Source organism: Pseudomonas sp. D47, assembly GCF_045447305.1.
Classification (GTDB): Bacteria; Pseudomonadota; Gammaproteobacteria; order Pseudomonadales; family Pseudomonadaceae; genus Aquipseudomonas.
Genome location: NZ_JBJGXU010000002.1, coordinates 62,827 through 82,281 on the forward strand (window position 1 = coordinate 62,827; position 19,455 = coordinate 82,281).

General features: G+C 62.7%; 22 protein-coding genes. 2 read left to right on the top strand and 20 right to left on the bottom strand.

The annotated features are described in order from the left end of the window. Window positions 1-17 precede the first annotated feature (17 nt). The 19 genes from ACI77I_RS03180 to ACI77I_RS03270 all read right to left on the bottom strand — a co-directional run bounded on the left by ACI77I_RS03180 (window position 18) and on the right by ACI77I_RS03270 (window position 16,995). Window positions 18-1,244, bottom strand: a complete 1,227-nt coding sequence (locus tag ACI77I_RS03180; protein WP_406996950.1) for a beta-ketoacyl-ACP synthase — start codon at window positions 1,242-1,244, stop codon at window positions 18-20. Then, window positions 1,244-1,972: a 3-oxoacyl-ACP reductase FabG gene (fabG, locus tag ACI77I_RS03185; protein WP_242154013.1), complete on the bottom strand. Its 729-nt coding sequence runs from the start codon at window positions 1,970-1,972 to the stop codon at window positions 1,244-1,246. Before fabG ends, ACI77I_RS03180 begins: the two co-directional genes overlap by 1 nt. Then, entirely contained in the window at window positions 1,969-2,430 is a 462-nt protein-coding gene (locus tag ACI77I_RS03190; RefSeq protein WP_083355642.1) for a hotdog family protein, read from the bottom strand. Before ACI77I_RS03190 ends, fabG begins: the two co-directional genes overlap by 4 nt. Next, a complete protein-coding gene (locus tag ACI77I_RS03195; protein ID WP_094949278.1) occupies window positions 2,427-3,593 on the bottom strand; it encodes a beta-ketoacyl-[acyl-carrier-protein] synthase family protein in 1,167 nt (388 codons plus the stop codon). The genes ACI77I_RS03190 and ACI77I_RS03195 overlap by 4 nt, the downstream gene beginning before the upstream one ends. Beyond that, on the bottom strand, window positions 3,590-4,072 hold the full coding sequence (locus ACI77I_RS03200) for a hypothetical protein (protein ID WP_406996951.1): 483 nt from the start codon (window positions 4,070-4,072) through the stop codon (window positions 3,590-3,592). Before ACI77I_RS03200 ends, ACI77I_RS03195 begins: the two co-directional genes overlap by 4 nt. Then, window positions 4,069-4,803, bottom strand: a complete 735-nt coding sequence (locus ACI77I_RS03205; RefSeq protein WP_094949276.1) for a class I SAM-dependent methyltransferase — start codon at window positions 4,801-4,803, stop codon at window positions 4,069-4,071. The genes ACI77I_RS03200 and ACI77I_RS03205 overlap by 4 nt, the downstream gene beginning before the upstream one ends. Further along, a complete protein-coding gene (locus ACI77I_RS03210) occupies window positions 4,800-6,047 on the bottom strand; it encodes an NAD(P)/FAD-dependent oxidoreductase (protein WP_406996952.1) in 1,248 nt (415 codons plus the stop codon). The genes ACI77I_RS03205 and ACI77I_RS03210 overlap by 4 nt, the downstream gene beginning before the upstream one ends. A 33-nt stretch (window positions 6,048-6,080) precedes the next feature. Continuing rightward, the gene (locus ACI77I_RS03215; RefSeq protein ID WP_406996953.1) at window positions 6,081-8,393 is read right to left on the bottom strand and encodes an MMPL family transporter; all 2,313 of its coding nucleotides are present in this window, start codon (window positions 8,391-8,393) and stop codon (window positions 6,081-6,083) included. Beyond that, entirely contained in the window at window positions 8,383-8,973 is a 591-nt protein-coding gene (locus ACI77I_RS03220) for an outer membrane lipoprotein carrier protein LolA (protein WP_263274395.1), read from the bottom strand. Before ACI77I_RS03220 ends, ACI77I_RS03215 begins: the two co-directional genes overlap by 11 nt. Continuing rightward, window positions 8,970-9,395 (bottom strand): thioesterase family protein, encoded by a 426-nt coding sequence (locus tag ACI77I_RS03225; protein ID WP_094949272.1) that lies wholly within the window; start codon window positions 9,393-9,395, stop codon window positions 8,970-8,972. Before ACI77I_RS03225 ends, ACI77I_RS03220 begins: the two co-directional genes overlap by 4 nt. Beyond that, entirely contained in the window at window positions 9,388-10,929 is a 1,542-nt protein-coding gene (gene hutH / locus ACI77I_RS03230) for a histidine ammonia-lyase (RefSeq protein ID WP_242154024.1), read from the bottom strand. The genes ACI77I_RS03225 and hutH overlap by 8 nt, the downstream gene beginning before the upstream one ends. Further along, window positions 10,913-11,848: a glycosyl transferase gene (locus tag ACI77I_RS03235; RefSeq protein WP_094949270.1), complete on the bottom strand. Its 936-nt coding sequence runs from the start codon at window positions 11,846-11,848 to the stop codon at window positions 10,913-10,915. Before ACI77I_RS03235 ends, hutH begins: the two co-directional genes overlap by 17 nt. Next, on the bottom strand, window positions 11,845-12,579 hold the full coding sequence (locus ACI77I_RS03240) for a glycosyltransferase family 2 protein (RefSeq protein WP_406996954.1): 735 nt from the start codon (window positions 12,577-12,579) through the stop codon (window positions 11,845-11,847). Before ACI77I_RS03240 ends, ACI77I_RS03235 begins: the two co-directional genes overlap by 4 nt. 188 nt (window positions 12,580-12,767) lie before the next feature. Then, entirely contained in the window at window positions 12,768-14,438 is a 1,671-nt protein-coding gene (locus tag ACI77I_RS03245; RefSeq protein ID WP_094949268.1) for an acyl-CoA synthetase family protein, read from the bottom strand. Further along, window positions 14,435-14,980, bottom strand: a complete 546-nt coding sequence (locus tag ACI77I_RS03250; RefSeq protein WP_094949267.1) for a hypothetical protein — start codon at window positions 14,978-14,980, stop codon at window positions 14,435-14,437. The genes ACI77I_RS03245 and ACI77I_RS03250 overlap by 4 nt, the downstream gene beginning before the upstream one ends. Beyond that, entirely contained in the window at window positions 14,977-15,231 is a 255-nt protein-coding gene (locus ACI77I_RS03255) for an acyl carrier protein (RefSeq protein ID WP_094949266.1), read from the bottom strand. The genes ACI77I_RS03250 and ACI77I_RS03255 overlap by 4 nt, the downstream gene beginning before the upstream one ends. A gap of 9 nt (window positions 15,232-15,240) precedes the next feature. Next, window positions 15,241-15,510 carry a phosphopantetheine-binding protein gene (locus tag ACI77I_RS03260; RefSeq protein ID WP_032904077.1) on the bottom strand — a complete coding sequence of 90 codons (270 nt, stop codon included), beginning with the start codon at window positions 15,508-15,510 and terminating at the stop codon, window positions 15,241-15,243. Next, the gene (locus ACI77I_RS03265) at window positions 15,488-16,300 is read right to left on the bottom strand and encodes a 1-acyl-sn-glycerol-3-phosphate acyltransferase (RefSeq protein ID WP_094949265.1); all 813 of its coding nucleotides are present in this window, start codon (window positions 16,298-16,300) and stop codon (window positions 15,488-15,490) included. Before ACI77I_RS03265 ends, ACI77I_RS03260 begins: the two co-directional genes overlap by 23 nt. After that, on the bottom strand, window positions 16,276-16,995 hold the full coding sequence (locus tag ACI77I_RS03270) for a beta-ketoacyl synthase chain length factor (RefSeq protein WP_094949264.1): 720 nt from the start codon (window positions 16,993-16,995) through the stop codon (window positions 16,276-16,278). The genes ACI77I_RS03265 and ACI77I_RS03270 overlap by 25 nt, the downstream gene beginning before the upstream one ends. 348 nt (window positions 16,996-17,343) lie before the next feature. On the opposite strand from ACI77I_RS03270, the gene ACI77I_RS03275 reads away from it, so the two are divergent. Beyond that, window positions 17,344-18,114, top strand: a complete 771-nt coding sequence (locus ACI77I_RS03275) for a ParA family protein (protein WP_012721840.1) — start codon at window positions 17,344-17,346, stop codon at window positions 18,112-18,114. 471 nt (window positions 18,115-18,585) lie between these two features. Next, window positions 18,586-18,807, top strand: a complete 222-nt coding sequence (locus ACI77I_RS03280; protein ID WP_242154052.1) for a DUF6124 family protein — start codon at window positions 18,586-18,588, stop codon at window positions 18,805-18,807. A gap of 126 nt (window positions 18,808-18,933) precedes the next feature. Here the strand turns inward: ACI77I_RS03280 and trxC are convergent, their stop codons facing one another. Further along, window positions 18,934-19,368 (bottom strand): thioredoxin TrxC, encoded by a 435-nt coding sequence (trxC, locus tag ACI77I_RS03285; RefSeq protein ID WP_017138537.1) that lies wholly within the window; start codon window positions 19,366-19,368, stop codon window positions 18,934-18,936. Window positions 19,369-19,455: the final 87 nt, after the last annotated feature.

Genomic DNA, 19,455 nt, shown 5'->3' on the forward strand with positions numbered 1-19,455 from the left:
TCCAATCGATTAAAAATTCAGGACCAGCGGCGGAAGATCAGCGAGGTGTTGACGCCGCCAAACGCAAAGTTGTTGTTCATCACGTAATCGTTGTGCATTTCGCGAAAGCCACCTTGCAGGTAATCCAGCTCGCCGCATTGCGGGTCGACCGAATCGAGGTTGAAGGTGTGCACGTACTGGTCGCGGTTCATCATTTCAATGCTGAACCAGGACTCCAGTGCGCCGCACGCGCCCAAGGTGTGGCCGAGGAAACTTTTCTGCGAGCTGATGGGCATGCGGCTGCCGAACAGGCTGCTGGTCGCCAATGTCTCGGCAATATCGCCTTGATCAGTGGCAGTGCCATGGCCGTTCACGTAGCCGATGGCCGAAGGCTCAAGCCCGGCATCTTCCAGGGCCAGTTCCATCGCGCGGCGCATGGTTTTCTGCTCCGGGCGGGTGGTGTGCTGGCCGTCGGCGTTGCTGCCGAAACCCACCAGCTCGGCGTGGATGTGCGCCCCGCGTGCCAACGCGTGTTCGAGTTCTTCGAGCACCAACATGCCGCCGCCTTCGCCGATCACCAGGCCATCGCGGCCGCTGTCGTAAGGGCGTGGGCTGGTCTGTGGCGCATCGTTTTTCAGGCTGGTGGCGTACAGCGCGTCGAACACCATCGCTTCGGTAGGGCACAATTCTTCCGCGCCGCCGGCGAGCATCAACGGCAGGCGACCGAACTTGATCGCCTCGTAGGCATAGCCGATGCCTTGGCTGCCACTGGTGCAGGCGCTGGACGTCGGGATCAGCCGCCCGGTGAGGCCAAAGAAGATGCTGATATTCGCCGCCGTGGTGTGCGGCATCATGCGCACATAGGAGTTGGCATTCAGCCCCTCGGCCACGGAGTTCAGCAGCATATTGCCGAACGCCTTGATCTCATCGGTGCTACCGGTGGACGAGCCACAGGCCACGCCCATACGCCCGTCCTTGATCGACTCGTCGCCGAGCAAGCCGGCGTCCTGCAACGCCTGCTCTGCCGCCCACACGGCCAGGCGCGAGACGCGGCCCATGCTGCGCAGTTGCTTGCGCGTCCAATGGGCAGGCACCACGAAATCGTCGATGGGCCCGGCCAGTCGCGTGTTCAGTTCGGTGAAACGGTCCCACTCGTCCATGCGCCGAATGCCGCTGTGGTTGGCGCGAAAGTTGGCGGCGATGGTGTCCCAGTCGCAGCCCAGGGAGGTCATGCCGGCCATGCCGGTGACGACGACGCGCTTCATCAGCACAGGCCTCCGTTCACGGCCAACACCTGGCGCGTGATGTAGCCAGCCTCGGCCGACATCAGGAAATTCACTGCACCGGCGACTTCTTCCGGCGTGCCCATGCGCTGTGCCGGGATCATTTTCATCAGCTCTTCTACCGGCACGTTTTCATCCAGCATCGCAGTGTCGATCAAGCCGGGCGCCACACAGTTGACGGTGATTTTGCGCTTGCCCAATTCAATAGCGAGGGCCTTGGCCGCGCCGATCAAGCCGGCTTTCGACGCGCTGTAGTTGACCTGCCCACGGTTGCCGATCAGCCCCGACACCGAGGTGATGCACACGATACGGCCGGCGGCGCGACGACGAATCATCGGCATCATTACCGGGTGCAGCACATTGTAGAAACCGTCGAGGTTGGTGCGCATCACCACGTCCCAATCGTCTTCGGACAAGGCTGGGAACGCACCGTCGCGGGTCAGGCCGGCATTGAGCACCACGCCGTAGTAGGCGCCATGTTGCTCCACGTCGGCCTCAAGGATTGCCTTGCAGCTGGCGCGATCCGCCACATCGAATTGCAGCACGCGAGCCTTGCGGCCCAAGGCTTCAATTTCGACCTGCACCGCGTCCGCTTCAACGCGGCCACTGCGGCAATGCAGCACGATGTCATGCCCGGCCTGCGCCAGGCGTAGTGCAATGGCGCGGCCGATGCCACGGCTGGAGCCGGTGACCAGTACGGATTCAGTCATGGCGTTTCGTCCTTCGGTTCATCTAAATAATTGGCCGCCTGTGGCGGTCGAAATACGTTCAAGCGTGCGCTGGCCTGGATACCGTCGCCGGTGAGGTGGCATTCGAACACACCCATGCCGTTGTCGTCTTCCAGCGAGCGCAGGCCGTGGATGCGCAACTCGGCGCCTGCCGGGAAGTGTTCCACGTTGCACTCGAACTTGCGGGTGCCGAGCAGGAAGCCCAATTCCACCGCATCGCCTTTCTGGCGCGCGCGGCACCCGGCATAGGCGGCGACGCTTTGCGCCATCAGCTCGATGCCGACCCAGGCCGGCAGGCTGCCGTCCGCGCGGTTGAACAGGCCGCCGGGCTTGACGGTGAGGCGGGTGTGAATCTGCTCTTCATCGAACGACAACACCTGGTCGATCAGGATCATGTCGCCCGCATGGGGCAGCAGTTCGGCGAGTGGCCAATCGATCATGGGGCCTCTGCGATTATCAGGCTGACGTTATTACCGCCGAAAGCAAACGAGTTGCTCATCAGGCAGCGCTTTTTCAGGGTGTCGCCGGCCTGCGCCCATTGCAAGGCCGGCAGCGCCGGGTCGGCGTGGCCGTCCCACACATGCGGTGGTACCAAGCCGTGTGTCAGGCTCAGCCAGCAGAACGCCGCTTCCAGCGCGCCGGCTGCACCGAGCGTGTGGCCAGTCATGGGCTTGGTCGAAGAACAGGCCACGCCTTCGGGAAACAGGCTGGCGACAGCCAGGCTTTCCATGGCGTCATTGTGTTGGGTGGCGGTGCCATGCAGGTTCAGGTAACCGATGTGCTCGGGCGCAAGCTTCGCGCTGGCCAAAGCCTTGCGCATCGCCTGCAACGCGCCCTTGCCGGTGGGCTCGGGCGCGGAGATATGGTGCGCGTCGCAACTGGCGCCACTGCCCAGCAAAGCAATGGGTGCAGGTGTTTTAGTCATCAGAAACAGCACCGCCGCTTCGCCGATATTGATGCCATTGCGGTTCACTGAAAAGGGATTGCAGCGCTCGCTGGAGACGGCTTCCAGCGAGGTAAAACCGTTCAGCGTCAGCTTGCACAGGCTGTCGACACCGCCGCAGATCACCGCGTCACACATGCCCAGGTCCAGCAGGCGTTGAGCACTCATCAACGCGCGGGCGCTGGAGGTGCAGGCGGTGGAAATCACATAGGCCGGGCCGCTCAGTTGCAGCCAGTCGGCAAGGAAATTCGCCGGGGCGCTGAGTTCCTGTTGTTGGTAGTCGTAGTCGCCGGGGAATTGCTGGTCGCGCAGGTAATTGGCGATGCCACGGCTGGCTTCGTCAATGCCCGAAGTGCTGGTGCCCAAAACCACGCCGACTCGCGATGCGCCGTAATCGTGGATTGCCTGGCGGATCTCGCTTTCAATCTGCAACGCCGCTTCCAGCAGCAACTGGTTGTTGCGGCTGCTTTGTTGGTTCAGTTCGACAGGGATAGTCGCTAGCTCGCTGCGCACGCCACCCACCGGCAACACACGTTCCGGCACCCAGCCGCTCTCGGCGCGCATACCGGAGCAGTCGCCGGCGAACAGGCTGCGGCTGACCTCGGCCTGGCCGCGCCCCAAGGCACAGATCACGCCCAGCGCATTTAGATAAGCCGTCATCGGGCAACCCCAAGCGGCGTGATGCGGTAGCTCAACGGCTGGCCCGTCATGTTCACGCTAAACACCTCGGAAGACTGATACACGATTTGCCAATGGCCTGGCAGCGTGCGCGTGAGGTCCATGGCTTGGGCGCTGGGGTACAGCGCACGCACGTCATCCGCCGAGGTCAGGGCAAACAGCAGTGCGGCGAACAACTCGCGGGCTTGAGGGTTGGGCGGCAGCAAGCCATCGGCCTGCCACTGGCCATCTACCAGCTTTTGCCGGGCCAGGGGAATGCCCAGCGGGTCCATCATCGACCAGCGAATGGCTGCGCCTTCGCGCTGGATCACCAGCAGCCAATCCTGGCTCTGGCTGCCTGCCAGGCGCTGCACATGCAGTTGCATCGGCAAGGCCAGGGCTGGGGGTTTTTCCGGCAATGGCGGCTGGCTGACGCAGGCGCTCAGCAGCAACAGGCAGCCGATCAACAGCAGGCGGATCATGGTGCGGCGCTCACTAAAGGCTTACGCGCCACGCAGTTCACCAAGGTCTCTTCACGCTGGCCCACCGGTGGCGGGTTGCGCAGGCCCCAGCGCTCGAGCAAGCCGAAATCGCTGGAACGGCTCCACCATAAGTACGGATACGAGACGTTCTGCGGGCCGAATTCAAAGCCCTGCTCGCGCAGCATTTGCAAATACTCTTCGGCGCTTTTCTGCACGTGCATCGGGTGGCGGAACAGCCAGCGAATCACCCAGGTGTCGATGTAGGCTTCGGTGGACTCGGCAAACAGCAAGTAGCCGCCCGGTTTGAGCACGCGGTAGAACTCTTTCAAGGCGCGATGCTGTTCCACCAGGTGGTGGAAGGTCTGGTGGCAGAACAGGATATCGACGCTTTCATCCGGCACTTGCAGGGTGGCGCAGTCGCTGCCGATCAGCTCGATGGTCAGGCCCTGGCGCGCGGCTTCGGCCTTGCTCAGTTCCAGGCTGTGAGGGTCGGCGTCCAGGCCGATCAGGCGCTGCGGCGCGAACACGTGCTGTAAATACTGGAACGATTTGCCCTGGCCGCAACCGGCGTCCAGCAACACCGGCGCTACCGGTAGTGGCTCGGTGAACAAGCTGCGCAGGTCGTTGATCGCCACGCGCAACACGTGATGCTGCCAGGTGTGGCTGCGCAGGAACCAGAAGCCGAACTTGGTTTCTTCGACGTAGTTTTTACTCAGGTATTGAGTGCTCATACTGTTTCGCCCGCACAAATCTCCGACAACATCCGCAACCGCCGCTTGGGTTCGCTGACAAACGGGTTGCGCTCATCCCACGCATAGCCGGCGAGGATCGAGCTGATCATCCGGCGAATCTCCGGCGAGCTGCTCGGGTGGAAAATCACATCCTGGAAGGTGCCGGCGTACCAGCCTTCGACGTAGCAACGGAAGGTATCGACGCCGCGCTTCAACGGCTCGGCAAACTCGGTTTGCCAATCCACTGTTTCGCCCTTGAGTTGGCGATGCAGCAGCCCCGCGGCCATGCTTGCCGAGCGCATGGCGATGGTCACACCGGAAGAAAACACCGGGTCGAGGAATTCCGCCGCGTTGCCCAGCAGCGCAAAGCCCGGGCCGTGCAGGGTTTTGACGTTGGCGGAGTAGCCACCGATGGTGCGCGCGGGCGTGTCCCACACGGCGTTTTGCAGCACGCCGGCAAGGCTTGGGGTTTCTGCGATAAAGCCGCGCAGGCAGGCGTCGAGGTCGCTGTCGCGGCCGTCGAAATGCTCCTTGGCCGCAACCACGCCCACCGAGCAGCGACCGTTGCTGAACGGGATGGTCCAGAACCAGATGTCACGCTGGGTGGGGTGGGTGGTGATCAGGATCTTGGTGCGGTCGAAGCCTGGGTGGTCGATGTGGTCTTCAACGTGGGTGAACACCGCCTGGCGCAGCGGGAAATTTGACGGTGCTTCCAGGTCCAGCAGGCGCGGCAGCACGCGGCCGTAGCCGCTGGCGTCGAGCACGAACTTGGCCTTGAGGTGGTACTCGCTGCCATTCTCGCGGCGCACGTGCAGGTAGCGGCTTTCGCCGGCGAAGTCCACGCCGACAATGGTTTCGCCGTAGCGAATGTCCACGCCTTGCACGGCGGCCTGGTCGGCCAGCAATTTGTCGAATTCGCCGCGCTGCACCTGGAAGGTGGTGGGCTTGCCGTTGCTGAACGTGTCACCAAAATCAAACGCGCTGTAGCGCTCGCCCCAGGCAAACGCGGCGCCGGTTTTCAACTGAAAGCCTGCCGCCTGGACGGCCTCGAGCATGCCGGCTTCTTCGATAAAATCGATGCAGTGCGACAGCAGGCTTTCGCCAATCGAGAAATGTGGGAAATGCTGACGCTCGATAATCAATACATCATGCCCGTTGCGCTTTAACAGCGCGGCAGCGATCGCACCGGACGGGCCGGCACCAATCACCACCACCTGGCGACGTTCCATTTCAACTGTGGGCACGATGGCTCCTTGCCATTTTGGCGGTAATCACATTCATAAGGCGTGCTTCTGTTGGCCGGCCCAAGGCGCCAGCATAAAGCTGAACGCCAGGCCCAAACTGACCGACAGGCCGAAATTACTCACGGCCGGCGTACTCGACACTGCCAGCAGGCCAAACGACAACCAAGTCGTCAGCGCTGCCAGTAGCGTACCTAAAAGACTCACGGCAGGGCCGCCGATTTGCTCGCGCATCAAGATCGCGTAGTCGACGCTGATGGCCGTGACCAGCAGCAGGCCGAACAGGCTGAACAGGGTCAGCGGTTGGCCCAACCAACCCAGGCTGGCCAGGCTGCACAGCGCCGCGAGCAGCGGCAGCGCGACGATGCGCAAGGCGCCGCCGAAGCCGAACGGCAGGATCAGCAACAGCACGATCAGCACGCACGACATCAATTTCAATTCAGCGGCGCTGATCTGCGTGTCGGCGAACACGCGGTTCAAGTCGCCCAGGCGATCGACCAATTGCACGCCGGGCAGGTCCAGCGCCTGCACCCGTAGCAACGCAGGGTTGTTTAAGCCTTGCAGGCTGACCATCGCCGCCACGCCGCCGTTTACCGGGCCCAGCCACAATGTGCGCCAAGGCTCGGCCAACGGGCCTGCCAGCGCGGCATCGATGTCTTCGGTGGGCAGCGCTTGCAGCTGCGCGACTTCGGCTTGCAGCGCGCTGGCGGGCACGCCAAGGTCCAGCAGCGGCTGCCAGTGTTGCGGCAGTTGGTTCAGCGCATCGCGCAGCTGTTGTTGCTCGGCGGGCAGGCTGACCAACTGGTTGAGCGCCAGGTAGCCCTGCAACTTGTCCATATTCACCAGTTGGTCCAGGCGTTGGCCCAAGGCCGCCTGACGCTCCAGCAACTGCTGCTGATTGTCGGCCCGTACCAGGAAGAACTGGCTGGTGGGCTGGAACCCGGTGATGCGCGCCACGGCCTGGGCTTCCTGCAGCAAGTGCGGCGGGGCGCCGATCCATTGGCGGATATCGTTTTTGCTGTTCAGGTGCCACAGGCCACCGGCGCAAAACACCAGCACCAGCGCCAGCAGCACCGGGCTTGGTACGCGTTTGATCAAGGCTGCACGCAGCAGCCACAGGCCTTCAGCGATGCGCAGCGGCCATTGCGCCGGGCGCAGCTCCACGCCTTTGAGCAGCGCGGGCAACAGGCACACGGCCGACAGGTAGGCGCCGACTAAACCGGCGGCGGAGAACACCGCGATTTGCGTCAGCGCCGGGAAGGGCGTCCAGGCCAGCGCCAAGTAGCCGATGCAACTGGTGGCCAGGCTCAGGCTCAGCCCTGGTAGCGTCAGGCGCAACGCCGGCCAACTGCGCCACGGCTGCAGGCTCCAGCTTTTGGACAGGTAGTGCAGCGGGTAATCCACCGCCACGCCGATCAGGCTGGAGCCCAGCACCAAGGTCATCACATGCATATGGCCGAACAGCGCCACACAGGCCACCGCGCCAAACAGCATGCCCACCAGCACCGGCACAAAGGCAAGCAGCACGCGCCAGCGGCGGAACGCCAACAACAGCAATAACAGAATGCCCAGGGTGGCGCCGCCGCCGACCCAGGTGATTTCGCGGGTCGCCTGCTGCTGACCATTGGCCGCGTAGAGCAACCCGCTGGCGGCGAGCAATTGCGCGTCTTGTTCGCTGGCCTGCGCGCGGCTGGCCTGCAGCAGATCCGCCACTTGCAGCGGCAGTTTCATATCGAAGGCATTGCCGGTGGTACGCGCGCGCAGCAGCACCCAGCTTTTGCCGTCGGCATCGGCGATCAACGCGCCGCTGCCGATATCCAGTTGCACCGAACCGTGCTGCGGCTGGCTGTTCTGGATACGTCCGGTGAGGCCCAGCCAGTCGTCCTGGCTTGGCACCAGGCTGAACCCGGTGAACGGGTCGAACAACGCTTGCACACGCTGCTGAATGAAGGCGTCGGGGTGCTCGATCAGTTGTTCGCGGTCTTTGGCTGAGAGCATCGCCAGTCGCCCGCGCAGCAGTTGTTCGCGCAACGCCGGCAAGTCGGCTTGCAGGTTCCACTGCACTTTTTCAAACAGCCCGCTGGCTTGCCAGCGCTCGCCCAATTGCTGCGCGAGCGCCACGGCTTTTTGCCGATCGGCATGCCCCACCAACACCAGCATTTCGCGGTTCAGCGGTTCCTGCATGCGCTGTTCGGCTTTGAGCTCCAGTGCATCCGGCGTGCTGCCCGGCACCAGCTCCATCAGGTTGGCCGACAGCGGTGCACCCTGGCGCCACTGCCAGCCGGCCAGGGCCAGTACAGCCACCAGCAGGATCAGGAACAGGCGCGGTAACAGGCGCTCACTGGGCAAAGTCGTGGCTCTCCGCTTCACTCAACGGTTGGCCGGCCGTGCTGTCCTGCATGCGCAGCACGGTGCTGTCGCCTTGGGTTTCCAGCAGTTGGATGGTTTGGACCAGCTCGCCGCCGTCGATATTGATCTGGGTGAACACTTGCTTGAGCAGCAATGAGCGTGGGGTCAGCGTCAGCTTCCATTGCTTGGCCTCGCCTTGCAGTTGCAGGTCGAAGTCGCGCTGCAGGCCGCTGCTGTCGCCTTGGAGCACGGCGAGGAACAGACGGTTCTGCTCGGCACCGGCGCTCTTGTTCGGCAGCAGCTGCCAGCCGTTGGCGTCGCGGCGCGCGATGCCTTGGGTGCTGATGCGGTAGTCCTGTTGCAACGGCGTTTTCAACAGCCACAGCAGGCCGTGGTCTTTGGCGAGCACGAAGGTGCCTTTGCTGACCAAGGGTTGCGGCAGGGCGCGCAGGTGTTTTTCCTGGGTGAAGGTGCCGTGGATCACTGAGGGTTTAGCCAACTGGTCGCTCAGCTGTTGCAGGTCAAAAGCATGAGCGCTGAGGCTCAGCATCACGCTTGCAAACAGGATTAAAACTCTCATGCCAAGGCCCTTTCGACGGCGTCGGTGAATATTTTCGGCGAGGCCAACTGCATCTCGCGGCTGGCAATCTCTACCGCCACTTGCACGGTGCTGGCGCGGGTCAGGCGTTCGCCGCTGGCCAGATCAGTGATCAGGTAATTCACCTTCAAACGGTTCTCCCATTCCACCAGGCTGGCGCGCACATTGATCGTTTGGCCAAAGGTGGCGCCGCGCACGTAGCGCAGCTGCATGTCGATCACCGGCCAGGCGTAGCCGGATTCGAGCATCGCGGTGTAGTTATGGCCGAGCTTGTCCAGCAGCGCGCAGCGCGCCACTTCCAGGTACTTCACGTAATGCCCGTGCCACACCACGTTCATGGTGTCGATGTCGAAAAACGGCACGCGGATTTCAGTGTCGCAATGCAACACGCCTTGGCTACGCATGCAGCCTCCAGTGTTGCTCGGCGATACGCTTGAGGCACAGGCGCAGTTCGCCTTCCAGCGCACGGTCTTCGATGACCGGCGGGAAGTCTTTGGCGAGTGCTTCATGCATGGCTGCCAAGGCCGGCGGCAGTGGCCGCGCATCCTCAGCCTGGGCACGCAGCCACACACCTTGGTTGGCCGCGAGCAGGGTGGCGGCGGCCACCTGTTCGGTCAGTTCCAGCACGCGGATCGCATCGCGGGCGGCGATGGTGCCCATGCTCACTTTGTCCTGGTTATGGCACTCGGTGGAGCGCGAGAACACGCTGGCCGGCATGGTGTTTTTCAGCGCTTCGGCGGTCCAGGCACTGGTGCCGATCTGCACGGCCTTGAAGCCGTGGTTGATCATCGCGCGGTCGGCCGGCGCGCCGGACAGGTTGCTCGGCAAGCCGTGGTTGTAACGCACATCCACCAGCAGCGCGAGCTGGCGGTCGAGCAGGTCGGCGACGTTGGCCACCAAGGTCTTGAGGCTGTCCATCGCGAAGGCGATGTGCCCGCCGTAGAAGTGCCCGCCGTGCAGTACGCGTTCTTCTTCGGCGTCGATAATCGGGTTGTCGTTGGCGCTGTTCAGTTCGATCTCGATAAATGAGCGCAGCCAGTTCAGGCTGTCGGCCAGCACGCCGAGCACGTGGGGCGCACAGCGCAGCGAGTAGCGATCCTGCAGGCGGTGCAGCGGTGCGGTTGGCGCATCAATCGCCAGGTCTTTGCGCAGCCACGCGGCGACTTGCATCTGCCCCGGGTGCGGCTTGGCGGCGAACAGGCGCTCGTCAAAGTGTTCCGGGTTGCCTTGCAGCGCCACCACGTTCAGCGCGGTGATGCGCGTGGCCAGTTGCAGCAGGTAGTCGGCGCGGGCGAAGGCCAGGCAGGCGAGGCCGGTCATCACGGCGGTACCGTTCATCAAGGCCAGGGCTTCTTTGGGGCGTAGCACCAGCGGCTCCCAGCCGAGTTCGCGGTGCACATCGGCGGCCTGGCGACGTTCGCCACCGAACATCACTTCGCGCTCGCCGGACAAGGTCGCGGCCACGTAGGACAGCGGCGTCAAATCCCCGCTGGCGCCCACCGAGCCTTCTTCCGGGATCAGCGGCAGCACGTCGTGCGCCAGGAATGCGTGCAGACGCTCCAGCAACTCCACACGCACCCCGGAAACGCCGTGGCACAACGACTGCAAGCGCGCCGCCAGCACCGCGCGGGTGGCTTGTGCGTCGAGCAACTTGCCCAGGCCGCAGCCGTGGAAGGTGTACAGGTGACGTGGCAACGCCTCGACGTGCTGCAACGGCACCGCCACCACGCACGAGTCGCCGTAGCCGGTGGTCACGCCGTAGATCACGCCTTCCTTGTCCAGCAGCGAGTCGAGGAACTGCGCGCCTTTGGCAATGCGCTGGCGATACGCCGCGTCGCCCTGCAACTGCGTGGGCGCCTGACGGTTGGCCAAGGCCAGCACGTCTTCAATGCGCAAAGCGCGTTCGCCAAAGGTTACCGGCTCAAGATGCGTCGTCATCGGTCTTCCAGAAAGGGTAAAAGTTGAACCATTGTTGGGGCGCTTCCAGGCAGAACTGGCCCAGGCGTGCGGCGTAGCGCGCGGTCCACAGGGCGATGACCTGCTCGCGGGTGCTGCGCTTCCATTCGATCAATTGCGCGAAGGGCTCGATGGTCAAGCGATAGCGGCCCTGGTGTTTCAGGCACATCAGCAGGTTCACCGGGCATTTGAGCAGCCCGGCCAGCAGCCACGGGCCTTGGGGGAATGCTGCGTCAAAACCGAGGAAATCCACACGCACCTTGCGCCCGCCGTGCAGGGGTACGCGGTCGCCGGCAATTGCCAGCCATTCGCCGTCGTCCAGGCGCTGGCTGAGCAGCAGCATGGTCGCCGGGTCCAGTTCGCTGACTTGGATCAGGCGCAAATGCGTGGCCCCGGCTTCGCCCAGCAGGCGGTTGAAACGCTCGGCGTGCTTGGTGTGCACCAGCACGTTCATGGTGACTTGTTCACCCATTTCGGCCAGCGCGCGGCACACTTCAAGGTTGCCCAAATGCGCGCCGACCAGCATCTGCCCGCGTTCACCGCGCAGTTGCCCGCGCAATTGCGCCGGGTCGTTGATTTCGATCTGTTCCAGGTGCAGCTTGCCGTTCCACACGTCGAGCTTGTCGAGCAATGAGTCGGCAAACGCCATGAACTGGCCGAAGACTTTTTTATGCGTAGGCCGCAGCTCATCGCGCCCGCTCCAGTCGGCCAGGCGCTGCTGGTATTCCCAGGCGCTGTGGCGTGCTGTGCGGCCGAACAGGAAAAAGTACAGCACGATGCCGTACAGCAACGGGCTCAGCAGGCGGCGGCCAAGGACTTTAGCGGCGACGGCGGTGAGTTTCATCAGCCAGAAACTGCCGCGCTCTTCGCGGTCGGCCCAGTGCTTGGTGTTGTCGCTCATGCCTGCCACCGTCGCCACAGGATCATCGGCGCACGCACCAGCATGCCGAAGAACAACCGCGTGTGCATGGCCGAGATGCGCACGTTGTCGCGCAGCAGGCGGAAGTGCGACACGCCGTCGGCGGGGTAGTGCACCTTGGTCGGCAGCCAGCGCATTGGCTGGTTACGCCAAGCCAGGCGCACCAGGATGTCGGAGTCGAAATCCATGCGCGTGCCGATGTAGGCCGAGTCCATCAGGGCCAGCGTAGGCGCCAGCGGGTACACGCGAAAGCCGCACATCGAGTCGCGAATCTGCAGCGACAGGGTGTTGATCCACACCCACACGTGGGTCAGGTAGCGTGCGTAGAGGCGGCCCTTGGGCACGCTGTCGTCGTATTCGGGGTAGCCGCAGATTACGGCGTCGGGGTGCCTGCGTGAGGTATCGAGGAAACTCTCGACTTCGCGCAGGTCGTGCTGGCCGTCGGCGTCTACTTGCAGGGCATGCGTGAAGCCCAGGCGCGCGGCTTCGCGGAAACCGGCCATCACTGCGCCGCCTTTGCCTTGGTTGTTGGGCAAGGTCAGCAGGGTGACGTTTTTGAGTGTGGCCAATTGCGCCAAGACCGCCGCGCAGGCCGGGCTGCTGCCGTCGTCGACCAACAGGCACGGCAGGCCGCTGTTCAGCAGGCTGTGGACCACGGCGGGTACGGCGGCTTCATGGTTGTAGACCGGGATCAGGGCGCAGGGGTTATGCATGGCTCACCCAACCGACTGGTGGCGGACTTCCTGTGGTGAGCAGGCTTGCCCCGCGTTGGGCTGCGAAGCAGCCCCAAAACCTGCCCACTCGGTATGTCTGACACAGCTCGGTTACCTTACTGGGGCCGCTTCGCAGCCCAATGCGAGGCAAGCCCGCTCGCCACAACAATCCCGCCTGCCACAAAAGCTTATGCATGCGCGTTTACCAGTTGGATCCGGCCGCTGGAGCAGGCCGCGACGCCGTTGCGGTAGGCGAAGTACAGCTTGGCGCGTTCCTGGTCGAAGCGCAGGTGCAGTTCAACGTGGTCGCCGGGGCGTACCAGTTGCTGGAACTTGAGCACTTCCATGCCGGCAAAGGTTGTGGGCAAATCCAGCAACTGCTGGCCGAGGTTGAAGGCCCATTCCACCTGCACCACGCCTGGCAAAACCGGCGTGACCGGGAAGTGGCCGCTGAAATAGGCCAGGTCCGGCGGGATGCTCAGTTGCACGGTCCATTCACCGTTGGCTTCGACTTGCTCCAGCACTTCGGGCGCTTTTGGCCGTGGTGCGAGCAGCAGCGCCGCCACATCCGCCTGGGGCAGTTTGCCTTGAGCATTCAGTGGCAACTGGCGCAGCAACCGCCAGCGACGCGGTAGGGCCAGTGCTTCGCAGTGTTGGCTCAGGTGCTGGCGCAAGGTTTGGGTGACGGTGCGGCGGCCCTGATTGCGCAGCGCATGCAGGCCATCGGCGCTCAGCACCACCAGCGCGCCGAGGGAGGCGCGGTTTTCCTGCACCACGCCCAGGCGGGTTTCGGCGACCCAGGCGTGGGCCATCAGCGCCTGCTCCAACATGGGCAGGGAGATGCGTTTTTCTTCCAGCTTGACGATGCGGTCCAGGCGGCCCAGCAGCTCAAAGCGGCCATCGGAATGAATGCGGGCGGCGTCGGCGGTCTGTTCGATATGCCCCTCGGGCAGGTAAGGCGACGCAATGCGCAGGGCGCCGTCGGCATCCTGGCTCAGCGCTACGTCGGCGAACGGCTGCCACGGCTGCGCGCCTTGGCGCCAGGCGATGCCGCCGGTTTCCGAGCTACCGAGGATTTCCGTCGGCCATTGCTGCAAACGGTCATAAAGGCTGCCGGCGGCCTCGATAGGCAACGCGCCACCGGAGGAAAACACCCGTGCCACCTGGCTCAGCGCGGGCCAGTCGAGGTTGTCGCCCATGCGCTTGAGCAGCGCGGGGCTGGCGACCCAGGCGAATTGTGGGTGTTCGCGGCTGGCGCGCTGCATGTCTTCGGGGAAGGCCAGTTGTTTGCGCACAAAGGTGCGACCGGCGCACAACGGCCACAACACCCGGAACAACAAACCGTAGATGTGTTGGGTGGCAACGCTGCCGATGATGCACGCGTCTTTAAGGTCCGCACCCCACAGGGTTTCCAGCGCCTGAACTTCGTTAGCCAGTTGGCGCAGGGTCTTGTCGATGCGCTTGGGTTCGCCACTGGAGCCGGAGGTACACAGGCTCAGTTGGCAGGTATCCAGGTCGAGTGCGGCGGCGCTCAACGGCGGCTGATACAGCGCGTCAAGATCGGCGGCCTCAATCAGCCAGGCATCCACGGCGTCGTCCCAGCGCTGGCGCGTTTGGGGCTGCAGGTCGGCGGGCAGCAACACGCTGGCGCCGGCACGCCAGGCGCCGAGCAGGGCAATCGCCAGCAGGCCTGCGTCTTCCAGGTGCACGGCCAAACGCTGGATACCGCGCGCCTGCAAGCCTGCCGCCAGGCTCAGGGATTGCGCCCACAGCTGGGCGTGATTCATCGCAGGTTCGGTGGTGACCAAACGCTGTTCCAGCGGCTCAAGCAGCAGGTGCTCAAGTTTCAACCCATTCATACGCGGCCTCGAACCCTTTGTCGTACCAGCCATTCCACGGCAAACAACAACCCCATCAGCCCGTAGGCGATCAGGCCGTTGTACAACGTCCACCAGCTCAGCGGCGCCCATAAGGTGAGGGCGGCGGCGAGTAGGCCATTACACAGAAAAAACACACTCCACACCACGGTGACCTGGCGTGTATAGATAATTGCCTTGGGCGGCAGGTGCGGGTCGGTCATGCGCGCCAGGCGCTCGACCATTGGCGGGCCGTATTTCAGGCTCAGGCCGAACAGTGCCAGCATGAAGGCGCTGACCAGGCTGGGGTACCAGCGCAGCAGTTGCGGGTTGTCGAACCAGGCCAGCAACAGGCAAAACACAATCACCGCCACCGCCATCCAGCGGCTGCCGGGGCGTCGTGCGCCGGTCAGCGCACGCAGCAGCCACAGGCTGCCCAGCAGCAAGCCGAATTGCCACGGCGCAAAGTGCTCGGTGCCGTAATACACCGCAAACGGATACAGCAGCCCCGCCAGCAACAGGCCAAGGCCGATCAGCCGGCTCATGCGGCAGGTGTGACCAGACGGTACACCGCCTCAACCACGTCGTTTACGGTGCGCACAGCCTTGAATTCTTCGGCGGCGATCTTCTTGCCGGTTTGGCGTTTGATGTGGTCGATCAGGTCCACGGCGTCAATGCTGTCGATCTCCAGGTCCTGGTACAGGTTGGCATCGAGGGTGACGCGCGAAGGCTCCAGTTCAAACAGTTCCACCAAGGCGTCGCGCAAGGTGTTGAAAATATCGTCACGAGTTTGCATGGTCCGGTCTCAAGCTGCCTGTCTGGCCGTGACGAACGCCGCAAGGCTGGCCACATTGGTGAAGTGATTGCGCGTGTCTTTGGCGTCGGCATCGATTTTGATGCCGTACTTTTTCTGGATCGCCAGGCCCAATTCCAGGGCGTCTACCGAATCCAGGCCCAAGCCTTCGCCGAACAGGGTCTGGTCGCTGCCGATGTCGTCGACGCTGATGTCTTCCAGGCCCAGGGCCTCGATGATCAGCGTCTTTATGTCGTGCTCAAGGCGGTGTTGGTCGCTCATCTTCGGCGAGCTCCTTAATAAAATAGTGGTGCAGGTAATCGTTGAGCTTGCGTGAAGCCTGGGGCGCGGGCCCGAGTGCGGCAAAGGCGTGTGGTTCTATATCGGCACCCACGCGCAAACTGAAATGAAATCGACGTTTAGGAATGCGGTACCAGGGTTCTGCCTTGGTCAAGGTGGTGGGGCTGACCTTGATCACCACCGGGGTGATGATTGTCGCACCGCGCAGCGCAATGGCGGCGCCACCGCGATGAAAGGCGGGCGCCGCGCCAGGTGTGGTGCGGGTGCCTTCCGGAAAGATGATCAGGGTCTGGCCTTGGCGCAGTGCCTCGGCGGCGGCATCGAGCATTTCGGCGCTGCCGTCATTGCTGATATAGCCTGCATCACGCACCGGCCCACGGGTGAACGGGTTCTGGAACAGGCTCTGCTTGACCACGCAATTGGTCTGGCGCATCAGGCCGATCAAAAACACCACGTCGATCAGCGACGGGTGGTTGGCGACGATCATCTGGCCCGGGCGGCCGAGTTTTTCTGCGCCTTCGACGCTGTAGGTCAGCACGCCGGCGCGCTGCATCATGCGGATGAAGAACCAGAACAGTTTGCTGATGGTGTGGCGAGCGCGACGCTGGTGTTGTTCAGCGCTGCCCGGCAGGCAACTGAGCAACGGGAATACCAGCAAACGCAGGCACAGCCCGCCCACGCCGAACATGAAGAAGCTGGCGGCGGTGGCGAACAGGCGCCAGTAATAGGCGTCCCGTGGTTTGTCGGTCAAGGCTTGCGTTGCCAGTTCCATACACGGTTCTTCCAAGCATGTTGGCAGGCGACCTGTTCAGTGAGCAGGGTGCGCAGCAGGTTCAGGGCGTGGGGCCACTGGGTTTGACTGAGTTGGACAGCGCCGCTGTTTAGTTCCATTTGCCACTCGTCGCCCGGTGTCAGCAGCAGGCCGACGGCGTAGGGAAAGGGCACGTCATGGATCCAGCTGGCATAGGCCTCGGGCGGTTGTTCTTCGGTGATTACCAGCAACACCGCGGGGGCGCCCTCGTTGAGCAGCGCGGCGGCTTCGAGCATGCCGTGCTCCAGGCCATCGCCGGCGGCGGCTAGGGCAGTCATTTCGCTGGTTTCATTGCGCAGGATCGACCACAGGCCGATCACCGCGTTGTGCACCGACAGGCTGAACTGGGTCGGCGATAGGGGCTGATCATTGGCCAGGTCGCTGAGAATATCGAGGGTGCGCGGGGTTTCGCCGTGCCGTGAAATAAACACGAGTGGCAGGTCTTGCAGGCCTTCGGCCAGCGGCCAACCCACGCTAAAGGCCATGCGCGCCAGTCGGCTCAGGCGGCGGCGCTGCATGGCCGGCAGGAAGGATACGTCCGGCGAAGCATCGCTGGCAGGCAGCAACACCGGGGCTTGGCACCAGGCGTGCCAGTCGTGCGCACTTTCCAGGCCGGGAGCCCAGGCGCGCCATTGGGCGATGTTGAAAGTGATCACTGAGAAGTTATCCCGCCCCTGCGGGCTTCCATGTGCGGCCGTTGGCCCCGAATACCGGGACAGGGAGCAATAGCCGAGTGGCGCGCATTATCCCGGTGCTGCGGGGTTCTAGCAAACGTTGGTAAAGAATTGTTCATGGCTAATTACAATTTGGTAGTAAAGATTTACCGATTGTCCTTTACCCGATGCCGGACTGGCTTGTAGGAATATTCCTTTTTGCGTATCGGCTACGTATGGCAGTCGAGGTGAGACACGCGGTTGATGCAGCAGTGCATGAATGAACGAGGTAGCTAACAGGCGCTTTTGCCCTCTACACTCGGACATTCATTGATACACGGAGGTTTTTCCATGCGGCGTGTGGTGTTCAATCAGAAAGGCGGCGTTGGCAAGTCCAGCATTGCCTGCAACCTGGCGGCGGTCAGCGCCAGTGAAGGCTATCGAACCCTGTTGGTGGACCTCGATGCACAAGCCAACTCAACCCAGTACCTCACCGGGCTGACCGGCGACGATATCCCGATGGGCATTGCCGAGTTCTTCAAGCAAACCCTGTCTTCCGGGCCGTTTTCCAAGAAGAACCGCGTGGATATCTACGAAACGCCGTTCGACAACCTGCACGTCATCACCGCGACCGCCGAGCTCGCGGACCTGCAGCCCAAACTTGAAGCCAAGCACAAGATCAACAAGCTGCGAAAGCTGCTGGACGAGTTGAGCGAAGATTACGACCGGATTTACCTTGATACGCCGCCGGCGCTGAATTTCTATGCGGTATCGGCGCTGATTGCCGCTGATCGCGTGTTGATCCCTTTCGATTGCGACAGCTTCTCGCGCCAGGCGCTGTATGGCCTGCTGGCAGAAATCGAAGAATTGAAGGAAGACCACAACGAAGGCCTGGAAGTGGAAGGCATCGTGGTCAACCAGTTCCAGGCCCGCGCAAGCCTGCCTCAGCAGATGCTCGATGAGTTGATTGCCGAGGGCCTGCCGGTGCTGCCGGTGTACCTGGCCAGCTCCGTGCGCATGCGCGAGTCGCATCAGGAGAACAAGCCACTGATCCACCTGGACCCACGGCATAAGCTGACGCAGCAGTTTGTGGAGTTGCATAACTTGCTGGAAAACGCGTGACTCTTGCCAGCACCACAATAACCCTGTGGGAGCTGGCTTGCCTGCGATGCAGGCAACTCGGTCTGCCAGTTAGACCGAGGTGATGCCATCGCAGGCAAGCCAGCTCCCACATTTGGTTTTGCATTCCTGCAAGGGGATTTGGATTGTTCCCACAGGGGCTGTAGGAAGCCTCTGGCAAGCGGGGTTGCGCCTTGTCTCGCTGCCTACAGATAAGCCAGAATCGCCCGGCTTGTGCGTCTGGATGGGCGTCTTTAAGGTTCTTCGGTCACTGAATGTTCAGTGATCGGGTTTAGTAGCCCGTGGTGAGACGTACAGCAACTCTTCGGTCAGGACCTTCCTGAACGTGATGGTGGCTGTACGGAGGGCGCTTTCGAGCGCGCCGGTTTGCGTCTCCCCGGTCTACTAACCTGCGTACAGCTACCACCCTCCGTTTAGTAGCGGCTGGTTGCGGCTTCTACTAGGAGACGTTCCATGGTTAACCTTTATACCGTTGCACCCAACCTCCCCACCGAAACCCTCGTGCTTAACAGCTACGAAACCTTCTCGTCCGTGCGCACGCTGCTACTCAAGCTATCCAACGACCTCACCGGCGAACACCGCGACGTCGCCCTAGTCATCCACCAATTAAGCGAACTCGGCGTACAACTCGTAGGCCAGATGATGGACCGCGAAACCCCCGTACCCCAAGCTTAAAACGCGGTCAAACTGTGGGAGCTGGCTTGCCTGCGATGCAGGCAACTTGGTCTTCAGTTAGACCGAGGTGATGCCATCGCAGGCAAGCCAGCTCCCACATTTGACCGAGTTGATATTGGGTTTGGGTTACACGCCCTGGCTGCGCAACCAACTCATCAACTGCGGCAACGGAAACGCCCCGCTCTGGCGCGCCACTTCGCGGCCGTTCTTGAACAGAATCAAACTGGGAATCGAGCGAATCCCCAACTGCGCCGACAGCTGCTGATTAGCCTCGCTGTCCAGCTTGGCCAACCGACACTTACCCTCCAACTGCCCAGCCGCCTGCTCAAACACCGGCGCAAACGACTTGCACGGCCCGCACCATTCGGCCCACACATCCACCAGCAACGGCAGGTCGCCTTTTATTTGGCTCGCGTAGTCGCCTTGTTTCAGCTCAAAGGGCTTGTTCAGCAACACCGGTTGCTTACAGCGCCCGCATTTCGGCGCATCACCCAGGCGCTCGCCGGGGATGCGGTTGAGGCCGTTGCAATGAGGGCAGGGGATGACGAGAGGTTCGGACATGGTGGGCTCCTTGGAATTGGCCATGGAGTGAATTTGGAGTCAGCGACCGGGTTTATCAAGGTGTGGAGCAAATGACTCATCCACTCA

What these genes read in the sequence shown, in the direction of transcription:
- ACI77I_RS03245 (WP_094949268.1), bottom strand. Translation starts at nt 14,438, where the DNA reads ATGAATGGGTTGAAACTTGAGCACCTGCTGCTTGAGCCGCTGGAACAG.
- ACI77I_RS03240 (WP_406996954.1), bottom strand. Translation starts at nt 12,579, where the DNA reads ATGCATAACCCCTGCGCCCTGATCCCGGTCTACAACCATGAAGCCGCC.
- ACI77I_RS03255 (WP_094949266.1), bottom strand. Translation starts at nt 15,231, where the DNA reads ATGCAAACTCGTGACGATATTTTCAACACCTTGCGCGACGCCTTGGTG.
- ACI77I_RS03200 (WP_406996951.1), bottom strand. Translation starts at nt 4,072, where the DNA reads ATGATCCGCCTGCTGTTGATCGGCTGCCTGTTGCTGCTGAGCGCCTGC.
- ACI77I_RS03280 (WP_242154052.1), top strand. Translation starts at nt 18,586, where the DNA reads ATGGTTAACCTTTATACCGTTGCACCCAACCTCCCCACCGAAACCCTC.
- trxC (WP_017138537.1), bottom strand. Translation starts at nt 19,368, where the DNA reads ATGTCCGAACCTCTCGTCATCCCCTGCCCTCATTGCAACGGCCTCAAC.
- ACI77I_RS03205 (WP_094949276.1), bottom strand. Translation starts at nt 4,803, where the DNA reads ATGAGCACTCAATACCTGAGTAAAAACTACGTCGAAGAAACCAAGTTC.
- ACI77I_RS03235 (WP_094949270.1), bottom strand. Translation starts at nt 11,848, where the DNA reads ATGAGCGACAACACCAAGCACTGGGCCGACCGCGAAGAGCGCGGCAGT.
- ACI77I_RS03260 (WP_032904077.1), bottom strand. Translation starts at nt 15,510, where the DNA reads ATGAGCGACCAACACCGCCTTGAGCACGACATAAAGACGCTGATCATC.
- ACI77I_RS03225 (WP_094949272.1), bottom strand. Translation starts at nt 9,395, where the DNA reads ATGCGTAGCCAAGGCGTGTTGCATTGCGACACTGAAATCCGCGTGCCG.
- fabG (WP_242154013.1), bottom strand. Translation starts at nt 1,972, where the DNA reads ATGACTGAATCCGTACTGGTCACCGGCTCCAGCCGTGGCATCGGCCGC.
- ACI77I_RS03190 (WP_083355642.1), bottom strand. Translation starts at nt 2,430, where the DNA reads ATGATCGATTGGCCACTCGCCGAACTGCTGCCCCATGCGGGCGACATG.
- ACI77I_RS03220 (WP_263274395.1), bottom strand. Translation starts at nt 8,973, where the DNA reads ATGAGAGTTTTAATCCTGTTTGCAAGCGTGATGCTGAGCCTCAGCGCT.
- hutH (WP_242154024.1), bottom strand. Translation starts at nt 10,929, where the DNA reads ATGACGACGCATCTTGAGCCGGTAACCTTTGGCGAACGCGCTTTGCGC.
- ACI77I_RS03180 (WP_406996950.1), bottom strand. Translation starts at nt 1,244, where the DNA reads ATGAAGCGCGTCGTCGTCACCGGCATGGCCGGCATGACCTCCCTGGGC.
- ACI77I_RS03195 (WP_094949278.1), bottom strand. Translation starts at nt 3,593, where the DNA reads ATGACGGCTTATCTAAATGCGCTGGGCGTGATCTGTGCCTTGGGGCGC.
- ACI77I_RS03250 (WP_094949267.1), bottom strand. Translation starts at nt 14,980, where the DNA reads ATGAGCCGGCTGATCGGCCTTGGCCTGTTGCTGGCGGGGCTGCTGTAT.
- ACI77I_RS03275 (WP_012721840.1), top strand. Translation starts at nt 17,344, where the DNA reads ATGCGGCGTGTGGTGTTCAATCAGAAAGGCGGCGTTGGCAAGTCCAGC.
- ACI77I_RS03265 (WP_094949265.1), bottom strand. Translation starts at nt 16,300, where the DNA reads ATGGAACTGGCAACGCAAGCCTTGACCGACAAACCACGGGACGCCTAT.